Source organism: Virgibacillus profundi, assembly GCF_002287375.1.
Classification (GTDB): Bacteria; Bacillota; Bacilli; order Bacillales; family Amphibacillaceae; genus Virgibacillus_K; species Virgibacillus_K profundi.
In genome coordinates this window covers 179,881-205,222 of sequence record NZ_NPOA01000007.1, presented here as the reverse complement: position 1 = coordinate 205,222, position 25,342 = coordinate 179,881, and the positions used below count along the sequence as shown (strand labels likewise).

Sequence of the window (25,342 nt, the reverse complement as noted above, 5' to 3'; positions counted from 1 at the left end):
TTTTATGGATTTAGTTAGTTTAAGCAGTACAATGCTTTATTCAGCTTTTGTACTCTACTTGATTGCTACAATATTCTTTTCGGCTACGATTGGAAAAAAAAGAAAAGAGTCCAATAAAGGAATAGCAGGAAAAATTGGGATTACATTAACCATTATTGGTTTTATTGCGCAAATTGTTTATTTTATAACAAGATGGATTGCAAGCGGACATGCTCCTGTAAGTAACCTGTTTGAATTTATGACATTTTTTGGAATGACCATCGTATTTGCGTTTATTATCATTTATTTTATTTATAAATTAAGTGTATTAGGATTATTTGCCTTACCTGTGGCACTGATTATTATTGCATATGCAAGCATGTTTCCTACTGATATTGCACCATTAGTGCCGTCATTGCAAAGTCACTGGCTATATATACATGTGACTACAGTTTCGTTGGCGCAAGGTATATTGACAATAAGTTTTGTTGCTGGTCTGATCTATTTAATAAGACAAATTGATCAATCGGTTAGAAGTAAACGAACTACCTGGCTAGAAATTATTTTATATTCATTAATTTTATTTGTTGGTTTCATTGTTACAACAACTGCCTTTAACTTAATGAATTATAATGCAACATTTGAATATCCATCAGGTAATAATGTGCTTACATCTGAATATACTATGCCTGCTATTGCCGCCCCGTCAGATGGTACATTAATTACGGAAGACGTGATGCAACCATGGTTTGAAACACCTGAATGGATGCATGGTGTTGATGCAGGCAGAAAATTTAATACATTAATCTGGTCATTTATTTCCGGATCAATTATTTATGTGTTACTCAGGTTACTATTGAGAAAACGAATTGGTGCAGCAATACAGCCGTTGTTAAAGGGTACAAAACCGGATTTATTGGATGAAGTAGCATATCGTGCAGTTGCAATTGGATTTCCGATATTTACATTAGGAGGATTAATCTTTGCAGCTATCTGGGCAGAAGAAGCCTGGGGACGCTTCTGGGGCTGGGATCCGAAAGAGGTTTGGGCATTAATAACCTTTTTCTTCTATGCAGCTTTTCTGCATTTAAGACTTTCACGTGGATGGCATGGAGAAAAAACAGCCTGGCTAGCTGCAGGCGGCTTTGCGATTATCATGTTTAATCTGATAGCTGTTAACTTAATATTAGCCGGCCTTCATTCGTATGCATAAGTTATTTACACTGATAGGAAACTTTTTTAGGCAGTAAAGGAAATATATCCATATTCCTTTCTGCATAAGTGCAACTAAGGCATCGCCCAAAGGCTGGCGAGTGCCAAGTTTTCTAAGAAATCAGTATAAGTGCAGGCTTTACGCTTTCGCCGTTAAGGCTTGGCGATAAGCCAAGATTTCTAAGAAAGAGGCACCATTGTTTTTTGGATGATGGTGTCTATTTCTTTATACAAATCTGTCCGGTTAGTCTATAATTAATGTATAGATAAAATATTGATGAGGGGGAGCACATATGGAACCAATTGCCAGCATATTAGTTGTAGATGACGAAGAAAGAATCCGCCGTTTAATTCGAATGTATTTAGAGCGTGAAGATTACATCGTGGAAGAAGCTGAGAATGGCACGGTGGCTTTGGAAAAGGCCTTAAATAAAGATTATGATGTCATATTATTGGATATTATGATGCCTGAAATGGATGGTATTGAAGTTTGTCAGGAATTAAGAAAGGAAAAAACAACTCCTGTCATTATGCTGACAGCAAAAGGGGAAGAAGTGAACCGGGTTCAGGGATTTGAAACAGGAGCAGATGATTATATTGTAAAACCTTTCAGTCCGAGAGAAGTTGTTCTGCGAATAAAAGCGTTGTTACGTAGAGCGACAACTTCCTTTAACAAAACCAATGCATCTGCAAAAAATATTCTTATGTTTCCACATATCTCAATTGACCATGATGCCCATCGTGTAACGGCAGATGGTGAAGAAGTGGCTCTTACTCCGAAAGAGTATGAATTACTTTGTTTCTTAGCAGAGTCACCGGATAAAGTATTTAATCGGGAGACTTTGTTAAAAGAAGTTTGGCAATATGAATTTTTTGGTGATTTACGAACAGTTGATACACATGTGAAAAGACTTAGGGAAAAGTTAAATAATGTTTCCAAGCAGGCTTCTAAAATGATTGTGACTGTTTGGGGCGTAGGATATAAATTTGAGGTAGATGATGTGTAATGTTTTGGAAAAGCGTAGTAGGTAAACTAGCAATAACAATTTTGTTGCTAGTTTCTTTTGTATTATTAATATTATCGATACTGTTACTCGAGTTTTTCGAGAACTTCCATATTGAAGAAGCTGAAAAGGATATGTTGCAAACAGCTACAAAAGTATCTGTATTGGTTGAACAGAATGATGATAAATCTGTAATTTTGGAAACGACCAATCGTGTTAAAGATCCTAGAAGTAGAGTTGCAATTTTATTTGATGATGGAGAAATATGGGTTTCAGACAGTGCAGATGAAAATTTATCTGAATTAGAAAGATCATGGATAGAAAATGAAAGAGATTTAACAAGAGTAGTAACAAATAATAAAGAGATTAGGAAACAAATAATCCTGCCTAATACTGAGATGGAAGCAATGATTGTAGGTACTCCTATCGATCGCAGTGGTGGAGCTATATTTGTGTATCAATCATTAGATGTAATTGATCAAACGAAGGCTGAAACGACTAAAATTATCTTTTTGGCTGCAGGTATAGCTATTATTCTGACAACTATTTTTGCGTTTTTCCTATCAACGCGGATTACTTCACCATTAATAAAGATGAGAGAAGCTGCCTTTGACTTAACAAGGGGGGAGTTCAATACAAAAGTTCCCATCCTAACACATGACGAGATCGGTGGACTGGCGCTTGCATTTAATCGAATGGGCAGACAGCTGAAATTTCACATCAATGCATTGCGTCAGGAAAAAGAACAGCTGTCAGGAATCGTGAGTTCCATGGCGGATGGTGTAATGACTTTGAACAGAAATGGCGACATGATTGTTACGAATCCTCCGGCAGAAAGGTTTATTGAAGATTGGTATTTTGAAAATAACCTTAAAATGAATGATGAGAATCGAAAGTTACCAAGCGAGTTAAATGAAATCCTGCAGGAAGTAATAGATGGAGAGAAAGAGGCTTTACATGAATTGAACGTTCAGGGGCGTAGCTTTGTTATGCTGATGACACCACTATATGATCAATCCTATGTTAGAGGAGCTGTAGCGGTGATTCGTGATATGACAGAGGAAAGACGATTGGACAAGCTTCGTAAGGATTTTATAGCGAATGTATCCCATGAACTAAGGACACCTATTTCCATGCTGCAGGGATACAGTGAGGCAATTGTTGATAATATAGCTGAAAGTAAGGAAGAAAAGAATGAGTTAGCACAAATTATCCATGAAGAATCTTTACGTATGGGACGACTTGTAAATGAATTATTGGATCTTGCAAGAATGGAAGCAGGCCATATTCAACTTAATAAGGAAACGATGGAAGTTGAGGCTTATGTCCAGCGAATTATGAAGAAATTTAATGGAATAGCAAATGATAATCAAATTGAACTCGTATTAACGATGGACATAACCGAACCTGAAGCCTTATTTGATCCGGATCGGATAGAACAGGTTTTTACAAATTTAACAGATAATGCAATTAGACATACAGCAGAGGGCGGATTTGTGAAGGTTCATATCGAATGTAGTAAAAATGAGCTGCATGTGGCCATCGAAGATAGTGGAAGCGGTATTCCCGAAGAGGACCTGCCATTTGTATTTGAACGTTTTTACAAGGCAGACAAATCCAGAACTAGAAATAAAGAGAAAAAAGGAACAGGGCTTGGATTGGCAATTGCCAGAAATATAATTGACGCACATAATGGAAAAATTTTTGTGAAGAGTAAAGTGAATCAGGGAACTACTTTTAGTTTTAAAATCCCACAAAATTATTAAAATATGTTAAGCTATAAAAAGTAATTAAATTGAATAAATTATACAGAAATTGGTGTTTTTTCTTAAAAGGGAATCTGGTGAGAATCCGGAACTGTCCTCGCAACTGTAAGTGATATACGAAATAAGCAATATCCACTGTATGAAGATCTCATATGGGAAGGGCTTAGAGTAGGCTAATATCATAAGTCAGTAGACCTGCCAATTCCTGTGTTTCAATGCTTCCGGGGGTGTGAGCAATTGAGACAACCGATTACATATGATCTATATGACATGTATATTTCGATTGTCTAATTAACTAACTCACTGAAGCAGAGTTAGTTTTTTTATTTTCTTTTTAATTACATACATAGATTAAAACAGGAGGAATGATGGGAAATGAATAAATGGATATTGCGTTTAGGATCCATATTTGTTGTATTTGCTTTATTAGCTGGATGTGGATCAGATGAAAATAATGAACAAAATTCAACGTCAACGAACAATTCAAGTGGGCAGGAAGAAAGTAATCAGGAATCAGAAGAAGTAAGTGAAGATTCTGTGCTGATTACAATTTCTAAAGATGAAGGATCAGAGTTTATACATGAGAAGGAAATAGAAATTGAAGAAGGTGACATTTTAATGGATGTCATGAAAGAAAACTTTTACGTGGAAGAAGAAGATGGATTCATTACGTCCATTGAAAGAGCTGCACCAAAAGAAGATGAGCAAAAAGCCTGGATGTTTTTTGTCAATGATGAAATGGCCCCCGTTGGAGCACATGAATTTGAATTAACTCCTGGCGATAAGATAACCTTTGACCTGCAATCATGGGAATGATTAGTTGAACACGTATAAATTAACCTTGTTGGCATTATTGGCAGCACTTGCAGTTGCAGGAAGAGTTGTTTTTGTATATCTGCCAAATGTTCAGCCTGTTACTGCTTTGATCATCATTTGTGGCATATTTCTAGGTCCTGTCGCCGCCGTGATATTAGCGGTTTTAACAACCTTTTTATCGAATATGCTTTTAGGGATGGGGATCTGGGCAATTTGGCAAATTGTATCCTGGTCACTAATTGGAATAATGAGTGGGTTTTTAGGAAAAATACCAAGACGTATTCCACTCTTTGTCATCGTATTATTCTCTATTTTCAGTGGATACTTCTATGGGTTTATTATTTCATTAACAAATTATCAAATAGCAGGTGGCAATTTCTTTGCGTATTATGTATTCGGATTACCATTTGACACGAATCACGCAATAGGAAATGCTGTATTTATGATATTATTGTACCCAACCATTTCCTATTTTTTAAAAAAATATGCCAATAATCGTTTCAGTACGCAAAATACCAACTAAATTTAGTTGGTATTTTTCCTTTATATACTCTATATTAAGGTTAGAATGTAACTTTTAGGTGATTACAAACGACTATATAGATGAACGGAGGATCTTTTATGAAGGTCGTTTTTGAAGAGTTTTATGAAAAATACCATCAAGATTTATTTCAATTTGTATTTTATATGGTAAAAGATAAGCAATTAACAGAAGATCTCGTTCAGGAAATTTATATAAAAGTATTAAAATCCTATAAAACATTTAAGGGTGAAAGCAGTGAGAAGACGTGGCTGTTTTCGATTGCGAGACATGTTACAATCGACTATTTTCGTTCGCAAAGCCGAAAAAGGAAACGGATAATGGAATTCTTTGACTGGGGTGAAAAGGGACAGTTAATCCAGGATCTGAAACCATTACCTGATGAACTAGCTGTACAAAATGAGGAAATACAAACCGTTTATAGGTATTTAGATAAATGTACGGTTGATCAAAAAAGTGTACTTATTTTGCGATACATACAATCGTTTTCAATACAGGAAACAGCAGAGATTTTAAACTTTAGTGAAAGCAAGGTAAAAACTACCCAGCACCGCGGGCTAAAAGTATTAAAAAAGCATTTAGCCGAAGACCAAATGAAAGGGGGAGATGTTGATGAAACATAATGATGATCAGGAATTAATCGAAAAACTAAAAAACATGCCGAAGATACAAGATACTCAGGATAAAGATAGCTTATACCAGCACATCTCCTCAGGGTTAAATCCAAAACAAAAACAGCCGAAAAGAAACAATAAATTAGTACCTGTCTTAGGGACATTAATGGCTGCCATATTATTACTAATCATGCTGCCATCATTTTTAAATACGAATATGTTCGAAACGCAAAATGAGAATTCTACTGCAGACCGCGCATTTGATGACGCTAACTTGAATAACAAGGCAGAAGAATCTCTAAGTGGGCAGGAAGAATCAAGTGATATGCAAGATGCGGAATCAGAAATAATGATGATGAGTGAACCTCTCGATAGCTATGTCATTGATGGAAGTGTTAATAATGAAGTAATTGCTCATGGCGCTATTGCAGACAGTCAGCAGCAGTTTGTTATTCCACTTACTTTTGTTGTACCAGAGTCAGAGGATATAGATACGTTTTATAGTGAAATGGAACATTATCTGCACGTTCAGGAGTGGGGAGTTAGTGATTATTTATTTAAGAATGTATCTTTTAAACTGGAAAAAGAGAACAATCAGGTAGTCGTAGATCTTCCAGCGGATTTTTCCGTAGGTGAGGGATCAGCCACTGCAAGTATTTTTGAAAAATCACTGACAACTATGTTTAAGCAAGAAGGAATTGATAAAGCAGTATTTAATACAGAGAATGATCAGGGACTGGACCTTGGACCATTCGGATTAATAGATGAATTACCTCTTAGTAAAGAGCAAAATGCCAGTTATAAAATTTATCATGAAGAAGATGCTGTTAGATCATTTCTAATTCCAATCCCGAATGAGGGTGAAATGATGATTGATGATGCTTTAATGGCAATGAAAACTGATGATAAGGACTTCAATGTCTCTCAAACTATACCTGACAATATCAATATGACAACTGATTCAACAGAACAAGAGCTTACAGTAACTTTTTCTGATGAAAGCTCACTAATGAATAATCAGGATACCCTTACGATGATTGAGGCTATTCTTATGACAGCAAAAAGTTATGGCTATGATTCAGTTTCTTTTCAGAATAGTAACCTGGAAAAAATCGGCTCATATTTACTGACAGAATCCATTCCCGTTCCAGTGGGGGCAAATCCAATCAACTCTATAGAATAAACTCTCTTCCTTCACTCGCATTTGATGTCAAGTGCGACGTAACTTTAGTGTGATTTCCTCTCCCCCTTTAGAAGATGGGTGCTAATTCAGCGCTACGGAAATACACTACGCTTTCCGTGGGCGGCTGGTGAGCCTCCTTGTGCTACGCACTGCGGGGTCTCACCTATGCCTTTCCTCCCACAGGAGTCTACGTGTATTTCCTCCGCTGGTATTACGGTTACTGCCGATGAACTGAATTAGTAATCAATAAACAAACGAACCACCTCGCCAGTCCGGGTGAGCGGAGGCCGTGCCTGCGGAAAGCATCCGCCCGCAGCGATCCCGGACGGCGGCAATAGCACATGTAATTGGAGTCAATCTCGATTTACTTCGCAGTTTATAGAATTTGTGACAAAACTAACCCCAATCTTTTAGAAGGCAGCATAGATTAAAAGTGACTGATCATAAGAAGGTCCCAGGGCTTTAGCGATGGGGTGGATGCGCCCTATCTAATCGCTAGCTAAATATAGCCTAAAGTTTTATATTCCCTAACATAGTAAAAAAGTGTTATAGAAATATCTTTTCTAAAACACTTCCTAACTTATTTTGCTATAATAAAGATAGAGAAACATTTTTGCCTGAAACAATTGATTAATCCTCAAATTTCAATGGGTCACCATCAAATGGTTTTTCTGAAACTTTAATAGAATCAGTTGGACAACCCATATTTGCATCAATCATATCTTCCTGCAAAAACTCATCGAGTTCTAATGTACCGGTATTGTCATCCAATACGACAAAGGCTAGGCCTTCATCATCGTAATCATATATATCAGGAGCCGCTGCCCCGCATGCCCCACAGGCAATACATGTTTCTTTGTCAACAATAGTATATTTTGGCATGTAGTACCTCCTAAGAAACGCTTGCATTTCACCAAGCATAAACGATATATAATTATTGTAAAACTGATTTTGATGCAATTCAACTTAAATTTAATGTGGTTATGATAACAAATACTTTTTATCCTGGTAATTTTACAAAACAGTCACAATTGCGATGGGTTTTGATATCCAGATAAAGGAGGATCTGAAAATGTTGGTGGAAGGAATTATTTTGAAATGCAGTATGAATATACAAGGGGAACGAACGGATTCAGCCATCTACCATATTCTTAAGGGGAAAAGATCCATCCAGACTGTTCAGGATATACATCTTTATCAATTAGAAAACTTTTTTGGTGTTTATAAATCTTTAAAGAAGCAATTATTTGAACGGAAGATTAATGAATTAAATGCCAAGGGATTCCTTCAAAGAATATCAACTTCCGAGCCTCTTTTTAAAACCTCAAAGGCTGGTGTGGATTGGCTTGATCAAAGTACTGTTGAAATACCTTATCATTATTTTGCTGGTTTAAAGTATAATGGAATGGCTAACAGCTTTTTTGAACGGTTAACATTGCTTATTCAGACATTAACAAACAGTTATATGAAATACTATAAATTTATTCCAGTCATTGATACAACTTCGGTTGAAAATTGGGTTAAAGCCCTTTTTTTAAAAGCGAAATCTAAAGAATCCTACATTCTGTCAACTATATTTCAGGAGTTGGAAAGCTTACTGCATTATTTAACTGATCAGGAAGCGGAAATGTTTGTTGATCGCTTATCCGGTTATAAAAATTATGGGATGAGTATTCATCAGCTTGCTGTTAAATATGAAATGACAAGTGAAGATACGCAACTGTATTTCACGGGAATTATTCATCGTATGCTAACAATGATAGAAAATGCAAATTCCAGTTTTCCTTTCATGTCATTTATATTAAAAGATATATCGAACAAGCATATGATTACAAATTCAGCCAACAGTACATATACGTTTTTAAAAAGAGGTTATTCCATTGACACGATTGCACAATTAAGACAACTGAAAAACAATACAATTTATGATCATATCGTTGAAATTGCTTTATATGATGCAAACTTTCCAATACATAACTACGTTTCCAAAGAGGATCAGCAGAAGATTATGAAAGCATCCAGCATAACGAGATCATACAAATTAAAAATGATTAAACAATCAGTTGATGAGCATATCAGTTATTTTCAAATTAGACTTGTTCTGGCATATGCTAAAAATTCACTCGGGAGGTGATTTCGTGAGTCAGCCGGAATTAGAAAATTACTTACAGACTTATTTTGGCTACAGTACCTTTCGGGTGGGACAAAAAGAAATCATTCAGGATATAATGGAGGGCAGGGATGTACTGGGAGTATTACCAACGGGATCAGGTAAATCAATTTGTTATCAATTGTCTGCCAAGTTGCTCGATGGTATAACAATTGTTGTATCCCCTCTTATTTCCCTAATGATTGATCAGGTAAAACAATTAAAGGCGATAAATTTTAAAGAAGTAATTGCATTAAATAGTTTTATGGAGCCGATGGAGAGAAGAAAAGTCTATCAAAAACTGCATACATATAAATTAATTTATGTATCTCCGGAATTGTTGCAGAAGAAGGAATTACAAAATATACTTAGTAAATTACATATAAGCTTATTCGTCATTGATGAAGCGCATTGTATTTCACAATGGGGCTATGAATTCAGGCCAGATTACTTAAAATTAAACACCATTGTTGAAACATTAAATAACCCGACCATCCTGGCCTTGAGTGCTACGGCAACATCCAATGTGCAGCGTGACATAATAGACGCTATGAAAAGGCCCGCTATTATTAAACATATTTATCCAATGGACAGAGATAATATTGCCTTTTGTGTAGAAGAAGTGGAAACTGATAATGAAAAGCTTCCAATTCTTAGCAATTTATTAACAAATTACCGAATTCCAACGCTGATCTATTTTTCAAGCAGACAAACTGCGGAAGATATTTCGAAACTATTATCGGATAAAATTCCATTTAGACGAATCGCTTTTTATCATGGTGGAATGGAACAAATAGATCGTATAGCCATCCAACAGCAGTTTATGAATGATCAACTGGATATAATTTGCTGTACAAGTGCATTTGGAATGGGGATTAATAAAAGCAATATTCGTCTGGTCATTCATTATCATCTTCCCCCACAACTGGAATCGTTTATTCAGGAGGTGGGGCGGGCCGGAAGAGATGGGGAGTCAAGTTTAAGTTTGCTGCTATTTTCAAAGAAGGATTTATATATTCCAAAAAGAATTATACAGAGTGAATTACCATCAAAACAGGATTTGCAGTCAGTTTTTTCTCATCTATTGAACATTTTTAACTCAAGCGGCAAGCTTCCTTCCAATGAACAGCAAGTGCAAAATTTATTGCAGCTAAGTGAAACACAATGGCGATTCCTGCGTTTTCAATTAGAAAAACATGGTATGATTGATGAGAATACGATTTTATATGAGAAAGAAAATTGGGAAAAAGTGTTTCAAAAAATAAATAATCTTATTTTTGAACGATCATTATTGAAAGAAAACAAGTTAAATGAAATCATCCAATGGGTACATGAAAAGGAATGCTTACGGAAGCATTTATACAAAAGCTTTCAATCTTCATACCAAAAACCTAAATTCCAATGCTGCAGTAATTGTGGCTTTTCCATATCCGAATGGGAACCGCTGGAAATAACGAATGTTAAAAATGTTGAGTTGTCATGGGAAAATAAACTAAAGAAATTATTATTTATTGGAGTAAACGATGAAGCAAAGTGAATTAATTAAACAAATGTCAGATGAGGAATTAAAAAAGCAACTCGTTTTATCTCAAATATTAATTTTGTTCGCAGGTATTGTTTTAAGTCTATTTCTCTTCGATAGCCAACGGGAATGGTTGTTCTATTTTGAGTGGGATCTAAAAGATATTCTCATTTACGGCTTCACTCCAGGTTTGCTAATTGTCTTTGTTGATATGATATTAATTTATAGTTTGCCGAAAAAATACTATGATGATGATGGAATAAATGATAGAATTTTTAGCAACCAATCTATATTATATATTTTTTCAATTTCTTTAATCGTTGCTGTCTCTGAGGAGTTATTATTCAGAGGCGTGATCCAAACAACTTTTGGATATGTGTTTGCCAGTGTATTATTTGCACTCATTCATTTCAGATATATTAAAAAGCCGGTTATGCTGATCTCAATATTTTTTGTAAGCTTTTTTATTGATATTTGTTTGAAATCACAGGAAACTTGGTTGTCACAATTACTGCTCATTTTATTGTAGATTTTTTATTGGGATTAGTTATTCGCTTTAAAAAGTGAGGTGCTTTCGATTGGAAAATAAAACAGATCAGCATGAAAATCAAGCAACAGAACTGCGTAAACTATTGGACGAGGTTCAGCAGGGAGAAAAAGAAGTTCAGGAACAGCAAATAACAGAAGCTGAAGCTGAATCAGAAGCTGAAATGGAACAAGTTAGAGATATAGATATATTGAATTTACCCCCTAGAAAAGAAGTACATGGGAAGATGCTAAAAAGAACCCATATAAAAATAAGTATTCCACTTCTTCGTCTATTATTTGTAATTATTCTCCTTTTAGGTATTGGAGTGGGGGCATATTATTTTTACGGGGAAGAAATGATTGATATGTTTTCTAATATTTAATAGCTATGCAGAATCGCTTTTCTGCATAGCTATTGTTCTTCTTAGATTGCTTTTTGAAATGTGACTTCAGGTCCCCAGGCGATTAAATGAGATGTCGCCTTAAGTTATCCCTATTCATCAAATAAGATGTATTATATAATTTATAAGGGATTCTTAGTTTAGTTAGTTTAGGAGAGGTTATGATTGGTTTATATAATTTTAATACTAATTTTTGTGTTTTTCCTTATCATTTACATGTTTTTCAAAGCACATCATGATACGATTGATTATAGAACAATACTTGATGAAAGATTGCCGTCAAACTTTAATAATTTCCGGATTTTTTTCATATCGGATATCCATAGGAGAAACATTAATGAAACGACAATAAAATCAATAAAGCAATCGATTGATGCAGTCATTATTGGTGGTGACTTAACTGAAAATGGAGTGCCACTAAAGCGTACAAGCGAAAATATAAAAAAACTGAAAAGGTGGAATGCTCCTATCTATTTCATTTGGGGAAACAATGACTATGAGGAGCAACCTGAGAAAATTCATTCCATGCTACTAGAGGAAAATGTTACGATTTTGGCGAACAATCATAAAGACATTGTAAGAGGAAATGAAACCATAAGTTTATTAGGCTTGGATTGCTGTACATATAGTGAAGCAAGAATCGACCTAGCCAGGAAAGATGCAGCTGGAGAATATTTTATTTTAACAACACATGCACCAAAAGCTTTTGATGAGCTTGACTCAATGCTAAAAAACAGTATACATACAGTACTTGCAGGACATACACATGGAGGCCAAATACGTATTTTCGGGTATGGTCCATATGAAAGAGGCGGCTTTCAAAAATCACGTTATACAAACAAATTAGTTAGTGAAGGATATGGATATACAACTTTACCTTTTCGATTAGGCACAAAATCAGAGTGTCATGTCATTACATTTTCAAATTATATACAATAAATGTATAGGTTCAGTTCAACAATTTCACCTCATGCATATAGTGTATAAAGAGCAGATAACTTTGTTGTGTTTATTATTTTCACAAGATATATATAAGCTTTTTTTAAATAAAATGGTTTCTTAAAAGGAGGATACTGTATGCGTATTGAAAGAGTGTCCGATGATCAATTCACGATTTTTTTAACATTTGATGATTTAATAGAACGTGGTTTTACAAAAGAAGATTTGTGGCATGATGCGTCAAGTGTCCAAAATCTGTTTAGTGATATGATGTATGAAGCTAGTACGGAATTAGGGTTTGAATTAGATGGCATGCTGCTTGTTCAAGTGCACTTGATGCAGGCACAAGGGATGCATGTTATCGTTACACAAAAATATGAAAATATAAATTGGGATGAGGATTTCATTGAAATGAAAGTTACTTTGGATGAAAGTAAAGAACTAATTTTCTCCTTTGAAGAGTTTGAAGACGTGATCCGGGTAGCATCTTATTTAACAGCATTATCCATTGACGGTGGTCAGGTTTATCATATGGATGGCCGTTATTATATGTTATTAAATGATGATGATTTGGTAAATAAAAATAAAGAAAATATTATTGCAGTTATGTCCGAGTATTCCTACCCCAGTATTATCACTTCCTATAGATTAAAAGAGTATGGAAAAGTGATTTTTATGGGAAATGCAGTCCAACAAATTATTCATAACTTTTACTATAGCTAAAGCCTGATCAGTATTTATTCGCCAGGAAAGAAGTGCAATCGATGAATAATTTCTTACTTATGGGGAGTTTTCGGTGAGAGAGAACCTTTATTATCATCAACTATAAACAAGCGTTAAAAGAAAATGAAAATATTAGAAAACCTGATAAAGTCATAGGAAAAAGGAATCGTTTACATTATTTAGATAATATTGTGATGAAAGAATTTATTTTATTGCATATTTCTTATGAAAGTGTATACTAATCACTGAGTAGAGCTATTTATAAAATATTATTGAGATATTCTAGGAGGTAAATTCATGGTAGCCGACAAAGCAGCAGATTCTACCAAAGAAGATAATAAACTGGATGTGTTAAGTTCAACACGAACTGTTGTAAAAACTGCATTGGAAAAGTTGGGATACCCAGATGAAGTTTTTGAGCTATTAAAAGATCCAATCAGAATGATGACAGTAAGAATTCCTGTACGCATGGATGATGGATCAATAAAGATTTTCACTGGTTATCGCGCCCAGCATAATGATGCTGTAGGACCTACTAAAGGTGGGGTTCGATTCCATCCGGATGTAACCGAAAAAGAAGTAAAAGCATTGTCCATTTGGATGAGTTTAAAAGCTGGTATTGTTAACTTGCCATATGGTGGCGGTAAGGGTGGAATAATTTGTGATCCACGTGAAATGTCTTTTCGTGAGCTAGAAGGGCTTAGCCGGGGATATGTGCGTGCTATTAGCCAAATCGTAGGACCAACGAAGGATATTCCTGCACCGGATGTATTTACAAATTCACAAATCATGGCATGGATGATGGATGAATACAGTCGTATCGATGAATTTAACAGTCCAGGATTCATTACAGGGAAACCAATTGTTCTTGGTGGTTCCCATGGAAGAGAATCTGCAACTGCGAAAGGTGTTACAATTGTTCTTAATGAAGCTGCCAAGAAGAAAGGCATTGATGTAAAAGGAGCCCGTGTTGTTGTACAGGGGTTTGGAAATGCCGGTAGCTTTTTATCAAAATTCCTCCATGATGCCGGGGCAAAAATTGTAGGAATTTCAGATGCATATGGAGCATTGCATGATCCGGACGGTCTGGATATTGATTATTTACTCGATAGAAGAGATAGTTTTGGAACAGTGACAAAATTATTTAATAACACCATATCAAATAAGGAATTACTCGAGTTGGATTGTGATATTATCGTTCCAGCCGCAGTAGAAAACCAGATTACTGAAGAAAATGCCCATAATATTAAAGCAAGCATCGTTGTAGAAGCGGCAAATGGCCCGACTACAATGGAAGGAACTAAGATTCTAACTGAAAGAGGAATTCTTTTAGTTCCGGACGTATTGGCTTCTGCTGGTGGTGTAACCGTTTCTTATTTTGAGTGGGTACAGAATAACCAGGGGTATTATTGGTCAGAAGAAGATATTGATCAAAAATTACATGAAATTATGATTAAGTCATTTAACACTATTTTTGAAACTGCTGAAACTAGACGTGTAGATATGAGATTGGCAGCATATATGGTTGGTGTCAGAAAAATGGCTGAAGCCTCCAGATTCCGTGGTTGGGTTTAAAAATAGAACATAACAAATGAAAAAAAAACTCTTATCATGTATAGTTGGATAAGAGTTTTTTTGTATGTTTATTAAGGCAGATAGGAGAGAGTTCTTATCTGACTACGTGCAACTAAGGCATTCACTTAAAACTTGACGAATGCTAGGGTAAAAGCTAATGCAGGATAAAGGAAGTGCATAATTGTGCAGAATGAAAAGGTTATTATTATAGGTGGGGGGCCTTGTGGTATGTCATGTGCGATTGAATTGCAAAAACATGGCATGAACCCATTAATTATTGAAAAGGAAAATATTGTAAATACAATATATAACTTTCCAACCCATCAGATGTTTTTTAGTTCAAGTGAGAAATTGGAGATCGGGGATGTTCCCTTCATAACAGAGAATCAAAAGCCGGTAAGAAATCAGGCTTTAGCATACTATCGTGCTGTGGCAGAGCGTAAAAATCTGCGTGTTAACACTTTTGAAAAAGTGATAGAGGTTAAACCCGAGAATAATGGGTTTCTTGTTCGTACGTCAAAAAACACACACGAAATATGTAATTATGAGGCAGACCATGTCATCATCGCAACAGGGTACTATGACCAGCCTAATTACTTGGGTATTCCTGGAGAAGAATTAAGTAAAGTAATGCATTATTTCAAGGAACCGCATCCTTACTTTAACAAGGATGTTGTTGTTATCGGAGGAAAAAACTCCGCTGTTGATGCAACGTTGGAGCTTCATAAAGCTGGAGCACGTGTAATGGTGATTTATCGTGGTGAGGAGTATTCCAAAAGCATTAAACCATGGATACTTCCTGAGTTTGATTCATTGGTGAGAAAAGATCTTGTGCAGATGCATTTTCAATCACAAGTTACAAAAATAACTAATAATGAGCTTTATTATACAAATAATAGCGAAACGATGAGAATCAAAAATGATTTTGTTTTTGCAATGACTGGTTACAAACCAGATCTATTATTTCTTGAAAATATAGGAATAGAAATTGATAAAATGAATGGAGCCCCTCGCTATAATGAAAATACATTTGAAACAAACATTTCAGGTATTTATATAGCAGGCGTAGTAGCAGCAGGCTACAATAATAATAAAATATTTATTGAGAATGGACGCTTTCATGGACAGGCGATTGCTGAGTCTATAACCCAAAAAAGTAAAATGATAGCAGAGTAAAGTCTGCTATCATTTTTTAAAGCTGTTTTCGTTAGTTTTGGGACTGCACTTCGTTCGCCCCACCAAAATACTGGGACTGCGCACTGCTCGCCCCATCTAAATCATTTGTTGCTTTTTAATCCTTGCAGTAGCATAATAGTACGATCTAACTACTGTTTGCTATAAGTATTTTCTATAATCGCCGTTCGGGATCGCTCCGGGCGGATGCTTTCCGCGGGCACGGCCTTAGCCTCCTCGAGAAAACCACTCTGCGGGGTCTTCGGACACGTGCTGTTCCCGCAGGAGTCACCGCCCTTCGCTCACCCGAACTGGTGAGGTAATTCGATGTTTTAAATATTGATTACTAAGCAGTTCATCGGCAGTAATCGGAATACCAGCGGAGGAAACACATGTAGACTCCAGCGGGAGGAAAGGCATAGGTGAGACCCCACAGTGCGTAGCACGAGGAGGCTCAACAGCCGCCCGCGGAAAGCGAAATGTGTTTCTGGAGCGCTGAATTAGCACTCATTTTCTAAAGGATGGGAGGAAGTCAGACTAAAGTTATGTCGTCTTTTACATCTTTTGTCACAAAACAATATTTCTTATTGGTGTGACGAGTAATCGCTGTGCCAATCTTTTAAACCATTTTTTATAGAAGAAGCCGTTATAGTTCTTTTTCAAAAATTCTTTTCAGTAAACTAAAATCTTTTGTTTTTTCCAGTGCGATCAATAATTTAATTCTTGCCTTTGGGCCGGTTAATCCATTCGTAAAGATAACTCCCATTTCCTTTAACTGTCGCCCCCCACCTTCATATCCATAGGTTGGTTGTACAATCCCCTGATAGCATCTTGAAACAAGTACAACAGGGATCTGGTCATCCAGTATTTTTTGTAAAGGTATAATAGCTTCTTTTGGTAAATTCCCCTGACCTAACCCTTCAATTACTAAACCATCCGGATTAGCCTGATGCAATGCGTGGATGATTGGTTGATCCATTCCAGCATAAGCTTTCAGCAAGAAAACATTTTTAGATATGCTTTCTACCGAATGGGTATAGCGTGAGATTACTGTATGATGAAAAATAATAGAATCTTTCGTAATAATTCCGATTGGCCCAAATTGAGGGCTTTGAAATGTTGCAACATTATTTGTGGAAGTTTTTGTTACATTGCCGGCAGTATGTATTTCATCATTCATTACGACCAATACACCCTTGTAGGAGGCTTCATCCTCAACAGCTACCCGAATAGAACTAATTAAGTTGTATAATCCATCTGAGCCAATTTCATTGCTTGATCTCATGGCCCCGGTTAAAATAACTGGTTTATCTGTCTCAAGAACCAAGTTCAAAAAATAGGCAGTTTCCTCCAGGGTATCCGTGCCATGTGTAACAACAATTCCATCATATGAGGAAATAACATCTTTAATTCGTTTCGCTAACCCCAGCATATGTTTTGGAGTTATCTGCGGGGAAGGCAGATCATACTCAAAAATCTCATTAATATTGGCATATGTCTGATAAAAATATTGAGCATCGGTTAATGGGTGTTTACCTGTTGTAGTGATTTCTCCAGTTTCTTTATTCTCCAGCATGGAAATAGTACCACCGGTATGAATGATTAAAATATCTTTCATTTTTTCACCTGCTTTATTTTTGCTATTTTCAACCATGGTACTTAATGATACGATAAACATAACGTAATTGGAAAGAGGGTCCTGAGCAATGTTTAGCATTTTATCAGTTGGAATTGCCCCAGCTTTTGCATTAATGTCTTTTTTCTATTTAAAAGACCGATATACCGAGCCGCTTCCCTTAATTATAAGAACATTCTTATTTGGAACGATTCTCGTATTTCCAATTATGTTCATTCAGTATGCGTTTTCTGTTGAGGGACTAAGTAATAATAATTTTGTAGACTCTTTTCTACTCATAGCATTAACAGAAGAATTTTTCAAATGGTTTATTTTTCTTTATGCCATATATCATCATTCAGAATTCGATGCCCATTATGATGGGATTGTATATGCCGTAGCAATCAGCTTAGGATTTGCAACAGTTGAAAATGTTTTATATTTATTTACCAATGGAATAGAATATGCTTTTTCAAGGGCGTTGTTTCCAGTCTCCTCACACGCTTTATTTGCTGTGATCATGGGATATTATTTTGGAAAAGCAAAAACAAGCAAATCCCATAAGAAAAGAAATATAGCCTTGGCTTTTATTTTACCCTATCTGCTTCACGGAACCTATAATTATATTCTAAAAACCGTTACAAGCAATTGGCTTTTTTTGTTAATACCTTTCATGATAGCTTTATGGGTATTTGCCTTGCACCGGGTAAAAGCAGCAAATAAACTTACTTCCAATATTATTCTTCAAAAAAGAAAACAACAAGCCTAAAACCTCTGTAGCAGAATATACAGAGGTTTTTTTATGTCCATTTTTCATTGAATTATAGAAACACATTCAATATTTGTGAATAAAAAGGACATTTAATCGAAAAATAGGTATTACAAGTTGAATATGTTCCAGAAAATTAATGCAAAAGCAGGAGGAAAAAATATGACCTATAAAAAGCTGTTCCTTTTATTTATTATTATCATATTTTTGTTCATAGGACTTCAGGCATCAAACCAGCCAAAACCTGTCAGTGCCTTTAGTGAACAAGTAATTCAGCAAGGCGCTGTGGGTGACGATGTCATTGAACTACAAGCGAGATTACAATATTTAGGGTTTTATAATGGCAAGATAGATGGTGTTTTCGGCTGGGGAACTTACTGGGGTCTACGAAATTATCAGTATGAATTCGGACTCGAAATAGATGGATTGGCCGGACAAACTACAAAACAAAAATTAGTAGATGCAAGTAACTATGATGAGAAATATGTGAAGGAACAAATAAAACAGGGGAGAAAGTTTACACACTATGGTGGGGTGGATAATAAAAAGCAGTCTGTGCCAAATAAGACTGGAGACGCAGGAGGTGGGGAAGAAGCTGAAACCACAAATACAGCATCCGTAAATGTACCACAGGGCTATTCACAAAATGATATTCAATTACTGGCAAATGCAGTTTATGGAGAAGCCAGAGGGGAGCCTTACGTTGGTCAGGTAGCTGTGGCAGCAGTTATCTTAAACCGGATAGAAAGCCCGACATTTCCAAATAATGCATCAGGTGTAATTTTTGAACCCAGGGCATTTACCGCAGTTGCAGATGGTCAAATTTGGCTGACACCTAACGAAACTGCAAAACAAGCAGTATTAGATGCTATAAATGGCTGGGATCCAACCGGGAATGCTTTATATTATTTCAATCCGGATACTGCCACATCTGCCTGGATCTGGACTAGACCACAAATCAAAAAAATAGGAAAACATATATTTTGTAAATAGAAAGGTGTGATTCATATGTTTCGATGGATATTAATAGCAATTCTTACGCTTGGAATTGCAGGTACTGCAGTTTGGGGGTATCAGGAACATCAGGAAAAAAATGAAATCTTGATTCAAGCAGAAAATACGTACCAACGCTCTTTTCATGAACTTTCTTATAATATAGATTTGTTACATGACAAAATTGGTACTTCGCTTGCAATGAATTCCAATCAAAAACTATCTCCACAATTAGTCGATATATGGCGTTTATCATCCGAAGCTTTGTCAAATGTTGGTCAACTGCCTTTAGGACTGCTTCCTTTTAATAAAACAGAAGAGTTTCTGTCTAATATAGGAGATTTTACTTATCGAACTGCTGTAAGAAACTTGGAAGATAATCCACTTTCGGATGAAGAGACAAAATCACTGGAAGATTTATATAAACAATCCGGCAATATTAAGGATGAATTAAGACAGGTTCAGCATATTGCATTGGAAAATAATTTGCGCTGGATGGATGTCCAATTAGCTTTAGCTAATGAAGATGAACAAATGGATAATACAATAATAGATGGCTTTAAAACCGTTGAAAAGAAAGTGGAGGGTTTTGCTGAGAGCAATGTAGATTCTTCCATAATAGGAACTTCCTCAAAGGAACATCAATATAAGTTTTTGAATGGAGATAAAATAAATGAAAAAGAAGCGTTAGTCAAAGGGAAAAAACTTTTCAATGTAAAGAATGAGGATAATATAACCGTAACAAAGAGTGGAGAAGGTGCGGACGTTTCAATGTACAGCATTTCCTATCGAAATGGAGATAAAAATGCCTATATGGATATGTCAGTACAAGGCGGACATCCAATCACTCTCTTAGTTGATCGACCAATTAAAGAAAAAAAATTAAGTTTAAATGAGGGTTTAAAGAAATCAGAAGAATACCTGAAAAAATTCGATTTTGAAAATATGACAATCTTCCAAAGCAATGAATACAATAACATTGGTGTATATTCATTTTTATATAACGAAGATGGTGTTCGGGTTTATTCTGATGCTATGGAAGTAAAAGTAGGATTGGATAATGGTGATATACTTGGTTTTACAGCAAGAAATTATTTTATGAATCACACTGACAGAGACATACCGGAACCTAAAATTTCAAAATCGGAGGCAGAAGAAGCAGTAAACCCAAATGTAGACATACAGGAAGATTTTCTGGCGGTTATTGACAACGATTTAGGAGAAGAAGTATTAACTTATGAATTTCTAGGGGTATTGGATAATGAAACCTACCGTATTTTTGTAAATGCGATGGACGGTAAAGAGGAAAAAGTTGAAAAATTAGATGGAAAAGAAATAAATTATGCCGGCAATATGTAGGGGGAGACAAAAGTCTTTCCCTTTTTTGACTTTTCTGCAATAATAGGTATATTGCATTATATTTACATAATAATGTGGGGGCTTTCACATGAAAATAGGGACTTTACTCAATTTAAAATTAAAGGATCCACATACGGGAGTAATCGATAAATACCGTTCAAAGATAATAGAAAAAAATGAGCATTACTTGTTCATTGATTACCCAATTAATGAACAAACAAGAAAAACAGCCTTTTTACCTAAGGGAACAATTTTTTCTGCTGCATTTGCGGAAACAGATAAAGCAATTTATCAATTCCGTTCAGAAATAGTAGCAAAAGTAAAATTGAATGTACCTGCATTAGCAATTAAATTACCTGATAAAAGTAAGATTCAGCGAATTCAGCGCCGTGAATTTGTTAGGATTGATGCAGCGGTGGATGTGGCAATTCATAGTAGTGAATATAGATTTCCCCCTTTCGCAACTGTTACCTCTGATATAAGTGGTGGAGGACTGTCAATAATTGTACCGAAAGGAATTGACCTTGACACCGGACTAACAGTTGATGTCTGGCTAGCATTGCCATTCAATTCGGGTAAATATGAATATGTTTATACACAGGCAGAAATTGTATTTATTAAAACGATAAATCATTCCATTGTAACTGCTTCTTTAAAATTTATTTCTGTGACAAAGAAAGCACAACAAATTGTGATAAGCTATTGCTTTGAAAAACAGCGGGAAGCACGAAAAAAAGAATTAACATAGATAGACCACATTTTTAAATCAGTATGTTATTATTTAAGCTAGACATATTAAACTTGGCTATGGTCAGGTTTTTTTCAAGGGGAATATGTTTTTATCGTAGCAATGAGAGGAATGATTTCTATCAATGGATATAATCAGAGTTGCAATTGATGGTCCGGCAGCGGCTGGAAAGAGTACAGTAGCAAAAATTGTTGCAGAAAAGCTTAACTATATTTATATCGATACAGGTGCGATGTATCGGGCTTTAACTTTAAAAGCCCTGGATAGTTCTCTTCAGTTGGGAGCTGAACAGCCACTGGTTGATTTATTGCATCATACCGATATTGAACTTAAACAAAGTGAAAACGGACAACTGGTATTATTAGATAAGGCTGACGTTACTGCAGAAATTCGTTCTCAAAAGGTTACAAACAATGTATCCTATGTAGCCAAACACCCTAAAGTCCGAATAGAAATGGTTAATAGACAACAAGCCTTAGCTGAAAAGCGTGGAGTTGTAATGGATGGAAGAGACATAGGAACGCACGTACTCCCGGACGCCGAAGTTAAAATATTTTTAGTCGCATCAGTTGAAGAGCGTGCGAAGCGTAGATATGAAGAAAATGTAAAAAAAGGTTTCCCATCAGATCTTGAAGAACTAAAAGAAGAAATCGAACAAAGAGATTTGATTGATTCGAAACGTGAGGCAGCACCACTAATAAAAGCTGATGATGCTACTGAGATTGATACAACTTCATTATCAATTAATGAGGTTGCTGAGCAGGTTTTAACAGAAGTTACAAAGGTAGCAAGCAAATAAGAAAACTTTAAATAAATCATCGGTAATAGACTACTTTACTTGACAAATAATTGGAATTATTAGAAGTTATAAAAAAGACTACTTTTAATTTTGTTAACATTTTATTGGTATAGGGTTAAGAACCGTATAGGAGGCTATGGATATGAGTGAGACAAATAATGAATTACCGGAAGTAAACGTAGGGGATATTTTAACAGGAACGGTTGTGAAATTGGAAGAAAAACAAGTTTTTGTTGATATTGGGTATAAGACAGAAGGAATCCTTCCAATTAGTGAATTATCCAATCTTCATGTTGAGTTAACAAGCGATGCTGTAAAAGAAGGAGATTCACTTACATTAAAAGTGAAAAAGGTTGATGATGATGAAGTAATACTTTCAAAAAGGGCAATTGATGCTGACAAAGCATGGGGTGAATTAGAACAAAAATATAATAACAATGAAGTGTTTGAGACAGAAGTGAAAGAAGTGGTTAAAGGCGGCCTTGTAGTAGATGTAGGTATTCGCGGATTTATCCCGGCGTCACTCGTCGAAACATTTTTTGTTGAAGATTTCACTGATTATAAAAATAAAATGCTAACAGTGAAAATTGTTGATTTAAATAAGGAACAAAATCGCATTATATTATCCCACAGGGTAGTAGTAGAAGAAGAGGCTGATTTACAAAAAAGTTCCCTACTGCAATCCCTAAAAGCTGGACAGGTTCTGGAAGGAACTGTTCAACGCCTGACAAACTTTGGTGTTTTTGTTGATATTGGTGGCGTTGACGGGCTTGTTCATATATCTCAATTAGCACACGAACATGTAGAAAAGGCAGCAGACGTTGTTTCAGAAGGTGATAAAATTAAGGTTGAGGTATTATCAGTTGATCGTGATAATGAACGTATTTCCTTATCCCATAAGAAAACAATTCCAGGGCCATGGGAGAACATTGAAGATCGCATTTCAAAAGGTGATGTCCTTGATGGAACTGTCAAAAGACTTGTTAATTTCGGAGCATTTGTGGAAATTCAACCAGGCGTTGAAGGTTTAGTCCATATTTCACAAATTGCAAACAGACATATTGGTACACCACAGGAAGTTCTTGAAGTCAATCAGCAAATCAAGGTTAAAGTATTGGATGTAAGCGAAAAAGAAGAGCGCATCTCACTAAGTATTAAAGAATTAGAACAAGAACAGGAAGCTAAAGAGTTTAAACAATACGAAAAAGATGAGGAACAATCAGGATTCCAGCTTGGTGATGTTATTGGGGATAAACTCAATAAATATAAGTAACAGATAAGCGATGAATGAATCTGACGAGGATTAATCCAAAGAAAAATGTAAACCTTTATACTTCTTTAACCAGGTAACAAATAAAGTCCTTTCCTAAAATGGGGAGGGCTTTTTTGTATAGGGAGAGAAAATAATAGCTATAATGCCTAATAATGGGCGGTGAATGTATTGGCGAATGGTTTGTTGTTTTATTGGTTCAGTTGGATAATCTGGATAATGGTAACTTTTTTAATGAAGAAAAATAAACGAAGGACATTATTTGCTTGTTGGGTATTAGTATCAATCATAGGTTCAAATTATAATTTCACATTTGGAAATTTGTCTGTTTCATTCTCATTTCTGTTCATTTTATGTGGGGCCATTATATTTCTGGTTCAACTTCCAAGGTTAATGTATCATTTATTTGCCTCCTTCACGATAACAATCGGTTATGCAGCCATTCTTTTCTGGGAAAAGATTTCACCTGTATGGGTTGTATTGCCGAGACCACTTCTCCTTTCATTTCTAATTATCCTTTTAATTATTATTTTGACAAAAAGCCTTGACCACCGTTTAGGGATAGGCGCCCTCGGAATATCCGCTGGTGAATATATTTATAGTCTTACACTTTCCGGTTATGGGTTTTATGAGTCAATTGGGCAGGCCTCATTCCTTGAAAATTTAGTAGTTACTATAGTAATAATTACTTTTTTAGACATACTACATAAATGGAAACACAAATTTTTCTCTCCTATACATAAATATAATGAATCAATCGGTGAGGTGGCTAAATGAATGAGTATACGATGCCTATTATATTTGGGGTTACGCTTGGGACAATAGCTCGAATAATGATGCTGCGAACAGATTACAGGCAATATCCGACATATTTACATGGAAAAACAATTCACTTATCGCTCGGATTTATTGCGGCATTGCTAGGTGCTGTGGCTGTACCCGCAATAATGGAGATGGAGTTTACAGCAGTGACCCTATTAACCGTTGCTGCAACACAATTCAGAGATGTACGTAATATGGAAAGAAATACATTAACTGAGATTGATGGATTTGAATTAGTCCCCAGGGGTAAAACCTACATAGAAGGAATAGCAATTTCTTTTGAAAGCAGAAATTACCTAGTTATTTTTACTGCTTTCATTGGGACATTATTTTATATTATTTGGAATGTATATTTTGCTATTGCCGGTGCTTTAGTGAGTTTGTTTATCAGTAAGTTCTTAATGAGTGGATCGAACATAAAGGACATTGTGGATATAGAGTATCATCCACTTCACTTTGAAGGTGCGGGACTTTATGTTGAAAATATATATATTATGAATATTGGTCTCCCTGAAAGACAGGAAGAGATTATCAAGTATGGAATGGGCTTTGTATTGACACCAAAAAACATGAACGTAATAACAACGATTGGTAATCTTGGGCAACGTCAGGCAATATTGCACGATGTATCCATTTCTCTAGGTGTTTTCCGTGATTCGGGTACACCCGCTTTAACCCCTTTGATTAAACGTGATTTAGATGATGGGCGCATAGGCATTTTTATTCTTCCTCAAGTAAGAGAAATAGATAAAGCTAAAGAAATCATTGGCGCTGTTCCCGTATTGGAAAATGCAATTAGGATGCCTTCTGAATCTAAAAAGCATAATAAGGAGGAATAACTA

The 25,342-nt window shown here is 35.6% G+C and carries 25 protein-coding genes and 1 riboswitch; of the genes, 23 read left to right on the top strand and 2 right to left on the bottom strand.

What is annotated here, in order from left to right:
- Window positions 1-4: 4 nt before the first annotated feature.
- The 7 genes from ccsB (at window position 5) to CIL05_RS11750 (ending at window position 7,115) form a co-directional block, all read left to right on the top strand.
- Window positions 5-1,192: a c-type cytochrome biogenesis protein CcsB gene (gene ccsB / locus CIL05_RS11780; protein WP_095655734.1), complete on the top strand. Its 1,188-nt coding sequence runs from the start codon at window positions 5-7 to the stop codon at window positions 1,190-1,192.
- Between the two features lie 292 nt (window positions 1,193-1,484).
- The gene (locus CIL05_RS11775; protein ID WP_095655733.1) at window positions 1,485-2,198 is read left to right on the top strand and encodes a response regulator transcription factor; all 714 of its coding nucleotides are present in this window, start codon (window positions 1,485-1,487) and stop codon (window positions 2,196-2,198) included.
- On the top strand, window positions 2,198-3,961 hold the full coding sequence (locus CIL05_RS11770) for an ATP-binding protein (RefSeq protein WP_095655732.1): 1,764 nt from the start codon (window positions 2,198-2,200) through the stop codon (window positions 3,959-3,961). Before CIL05_RS11775 ends, CIL05_RS11770 begins: the two co-directional genes overlap by 1 nt.
- 33 nt (window positions 3,962-3,994) lie before the next feature.
- A riboswitch (cobalamin riboswitch) is annotated at window positions 3,995-4,178 on the top strand.
- A 158-nt stretch (window positions 4,179-4,336) separates the two neighbouring features.
- The gene (locus tag CIL05_RS11765; RefSeq protein WP_095655731.1) at window positions 4,337-4,777 is read left to right on the top strand and encodes a DUF4430 domain-containing protein; all 441 of its coding nucleotides are present in this window, start codon (window positions 4,337-4,339) and stop codon (window positions 4,775-4,777) included.
- A 4-nt stretch (window positions 4,778-4,781) separates the two neighbouring features.
- On the top strand, window positions 4,782-5,300 hold the full coding sequence (locus tag CIL05_RS11760; RefSeq protein ID WP_095655730.1) for an ECF transporter S component: 519 nt from the start codon (window positions 4,782-4,784) through the stop codon (window positions 5,298-5,300).
- A gap of 98 nt (window positions 5,301-5,398) precedes the next feature.
- Complete coding sequence (gene sigX / locus CIL05_RS11755; RefSeq protein ID WP_095655729.1) at window positions 5,399-5,941, top strand: RNA polymerase sigma factor SigX; 543 nt, start codon at window positions 5,399-5,401, stop codon at window positions 5,939-5,941.
- Window positions 5,931-7,115: an RsiX family anti-sigma factor gene (locus CIL05_RS11750; RefSeq protein ID WP_095655728.1), complete on the top strand. Its 1,185-nt coding sequence runs from the start codon at window positions 5,931-5,933 to the stop codon at window positions 7,113-7,115. Before sigX ends, CIL05_RS11750 begins: the two co-directional genes overlap by 11 nt.
- Before the next feature lie 630 nt (window positions 7,116-7,745).
- On the opposite strand, the gene CIL05_RS11745 is transcribed toward CIL05_RS11750, so the two are convergent.
- A complete protein-coding gene (locus CIL05_RS11745) occupies window positions 7,746-7,997 on the bottom strand; it encodes a ferredoxin (protein WP_095655727.1) in 252 nt (83 codons plus the stop codon).
- Between the two features lie 190 nt (window positions 7,998-8,187).
- Between CIL05_RS11745 and CIL05_RS11740 the strand changes: the two genes are divergently transcribed.
- The 8 genes from CIL05_RS11740 to CIL05_RS11705 all read left to right on the top strand — a co-directional run bounded on the left by CIL05_RS11740 (window position 8,188) and on the right by CIL05_RS11705 (window position 16,128).
- Window positions 8,188-9,249: a YpbB family protein gene (locus CIL05_RS11740; RefSeq protein ID WP_165769114.1), complete on the top strand. Its 1,062-nt coding sequence runs from the start codon at window positions 8,188-8,190 to the stop codon at window positions 9,247-9,249.
- A 4-nt stretch (window positions 9,250-9,253) separates the two neighbouring features.
- Window positions 9,254-10,801 carry a RecQ family ATP-dependent DNA helicase gene (locus CIL05_RS11735; RefSeq protein WP_240510176.1) on the top strand — a complete coding sequence of 516 codons (1,548 nt, stop codon included), beginning with the start codon at window positions 9,254-9,256 and terminating at the stop codon, window positions 10,799-10,801.
- Window positions 10,788-11,315 (top strand): CPBP family glutamic-type intramembrane protease, encoded by a 528-nt coding sequence (locus CIL05_RS11730; RefSeq protein ID WP_338066936.1) that lies wholly within the window; start codon window positions 10,788-10,790, stop codon window positions 11,313-11,315. Before CIL05_RS11735 ends, CIL05_RS11730 begins: the two co-directional genes overlap by 14 nt.
- A gap of 49 nt (window positions 11,316-11,364) precedes the next feature.
- Window positions 11,365-11,697: a hypothetical protein gene (locus CIL05_RS11725; protein WP_095655725.1), complete on the top strand. Its 333-nt coding sequence runs from the start codon at window positions 11,365-11,367 to the stop codon at window positions 11,695-11,697.
- Window positions 11,698-11,880: 183 nt separating this feature from the next.
- Window positions 11,881-12,654 carry a metallophosphoesterase gene (locus tag CIL05_RS11720; protein ID WP_095655724.1) on the top strand — a complete coding sequence of 258 codons (774 nt, stop codon included), beginning with the start codon at window positions 11,881-11,883 and terminating at the stop codon, window positions 12,652-12,654.
- A gap of 138 nt (window positions 12,655-12,792) precedes the next feature.
- Window positions 12,793-13,377: a genetic competence negative regulator gene (locus tag CIL05_RS11715; RefSeq protein WP_095655723.1), complete on the top strand. Its 585-nt coding sequence runs from the start codon at window positions 12,793-12,795 to the stop codon at window positions 13,375-13,377.
- 297 nt (window positions 13,378-13,674) lie between these two features.
- The gene (locus tag CIL05_RS11710; RefSeq protein WP_095655722.1) at window positions 13,675-14,952 is read left to right on the top strand and encodes a Glu/Leu/Phe/Val family dehydrogenase; all 1,278 of its coding nucleotides are present in this window, start codon (window positions 13,675-13,677) and stop codon (window positions 14,950-14,952) included.
- Between the two features lie 183 nt (window positions 14,953-15,135).
- Window positions 15,136-16,128 (top strand): YpdA family putative bacillithiol disulfide reductase, encoded by a 993-nt coding sequence (locus CIL05_RS11705; protein WP_095655721.1) that lies wholly within the window; start codon window positions 15,136-15,138, stop codon window positions 16,126-16,128.
- Between the two features lie 643 nt (window positions 16,129-16,771).
- On the opposite strand, the gene CIL05_RS11700 is transcribed toward CIL05_RS11705, so the two are convergent.
- Window positions 16,772-17,743, bottom strand: a complete 972-nt coding sequence (locus tag CIL05_RS11700; protein ID WP_095655794.1) for an asparaginase — start codon at window positions 17,741-17,743, stop codon at window positions 16,772-16,774.
- An 88-nt stretch (window positions 17,744-17,831) separates the two neighbouring features.
- Between CIL05_RS11700 and prsW the strand changes: the two genes are divergently transcribed.
- The 8 genes from prsW to CIL05_RS11660 all read left to right on the top strand — a co-directional run bounded on the left by prsW (window position 17,832) and on the right by CIL05_RS11660 (window position 25,339).
- Window positions 17,832-18,509, top strand: a complete 678-nt coding sequence (gene prsW, locus CIL05_RS11695; RefSeq protein ID WP_095655720.1) for a glutamic-type intramembrane protease PrsW — start codon at window positions 17,832-17,834, stop codon at window positions 18,507-18,509.
- A 162-nt stretch (window positions 18,510-18,671) separates the two neighbouring features.
- Window positions 18,672-19,502, top strand: a complete 831-nt coding sequence (gene sleB / locus CIL05_RS11690) for a spore cortex-lytic enzyme (RefSeq protein ID WP_095655719.1) — start codon at window positions 18,672-18,674, stop codon at window positions 19,500-19,502.
- A 15-nt stretch (window positions 19,503-19,517) separates the two neighbouring features.
- On the top strand, window positions 19,518-20,861 hold the full coding sequence (gene ypeB / locus CIL05_RS11685) for a germination protein YpeB (protein WP_095655718.1): 1,344 nt from the start codon (window positions 19,518-19,520) through the stop codon (window positions 20,859-20,861).
- Window positions 20,862-20,949: 88 nt separating this feature from the next.
- Window positions 20,950-21,609 (top strand): flagellar brake protein, encoded by a 660-nt coding sequence (locus CIL05_RS11680; RefSeq protein WP_095655717.1) that lies wholly within the window; start codon window positions 20,950-20,952, stop codon window positions 21,607-21,609.
- Window positions 21,610-21,733: 124 nt separating this feature from the next.
- The gene (gene cmk / locus CIL05_RS11675) at window positions 21,734-22,408 is read left to right on the top strand and encodes a (d)CMP kinase (protein ID WP_095655716.1); all 675 of its coding nucleotides are present in this window, start codon (window positions 21,734-21,736) and stop codon (window positions 22,406-22,408) included.
- A 142-nt stretch (window positions 22,409-22,550) separates the two neighbouring features.
- Window positions 22,551-23,681 (top strand): 30S ribosomal protein S1, encoded by a 1,131-nt coding sequence (gene rpsA, locus CIL05_RS11670; protein ID WP_095655715.1) that lies wholly within the window; start codon window positions 22,551-22,553, stop codon window positions 23,679-23,681.
- Window positions 23,682-23,840: 159 nt separating this feature from the next.
- The gene (locus CIL05_RS11665) at window positions 23,841-24,455 is read left to right on the top strand and encodes a YphA family membrane protein (RefSeq protein WP_439144837.1); all 615 of its coding nucleotides are present in this window, start codon (window positions 23,841-23,843) and stop codon (window positions 24,453-24,455) included.
- Entirely contained in the window at window positions 24,452-25,339 is an 888-nt protein-coding gene (locus CIL05_RS11660; RefSeq protein ID WP_095655713.1) for a YIEGIA family protein, read from the top strand. The genes CIL05_RS11665 and CIL05_RS11660 overlap by 4 nt, the downstream gene beginning before the upstream one ends.
- The last annotated feature ends 3 nt before the right edge of the window (window positions 25,340-25,342 follow it).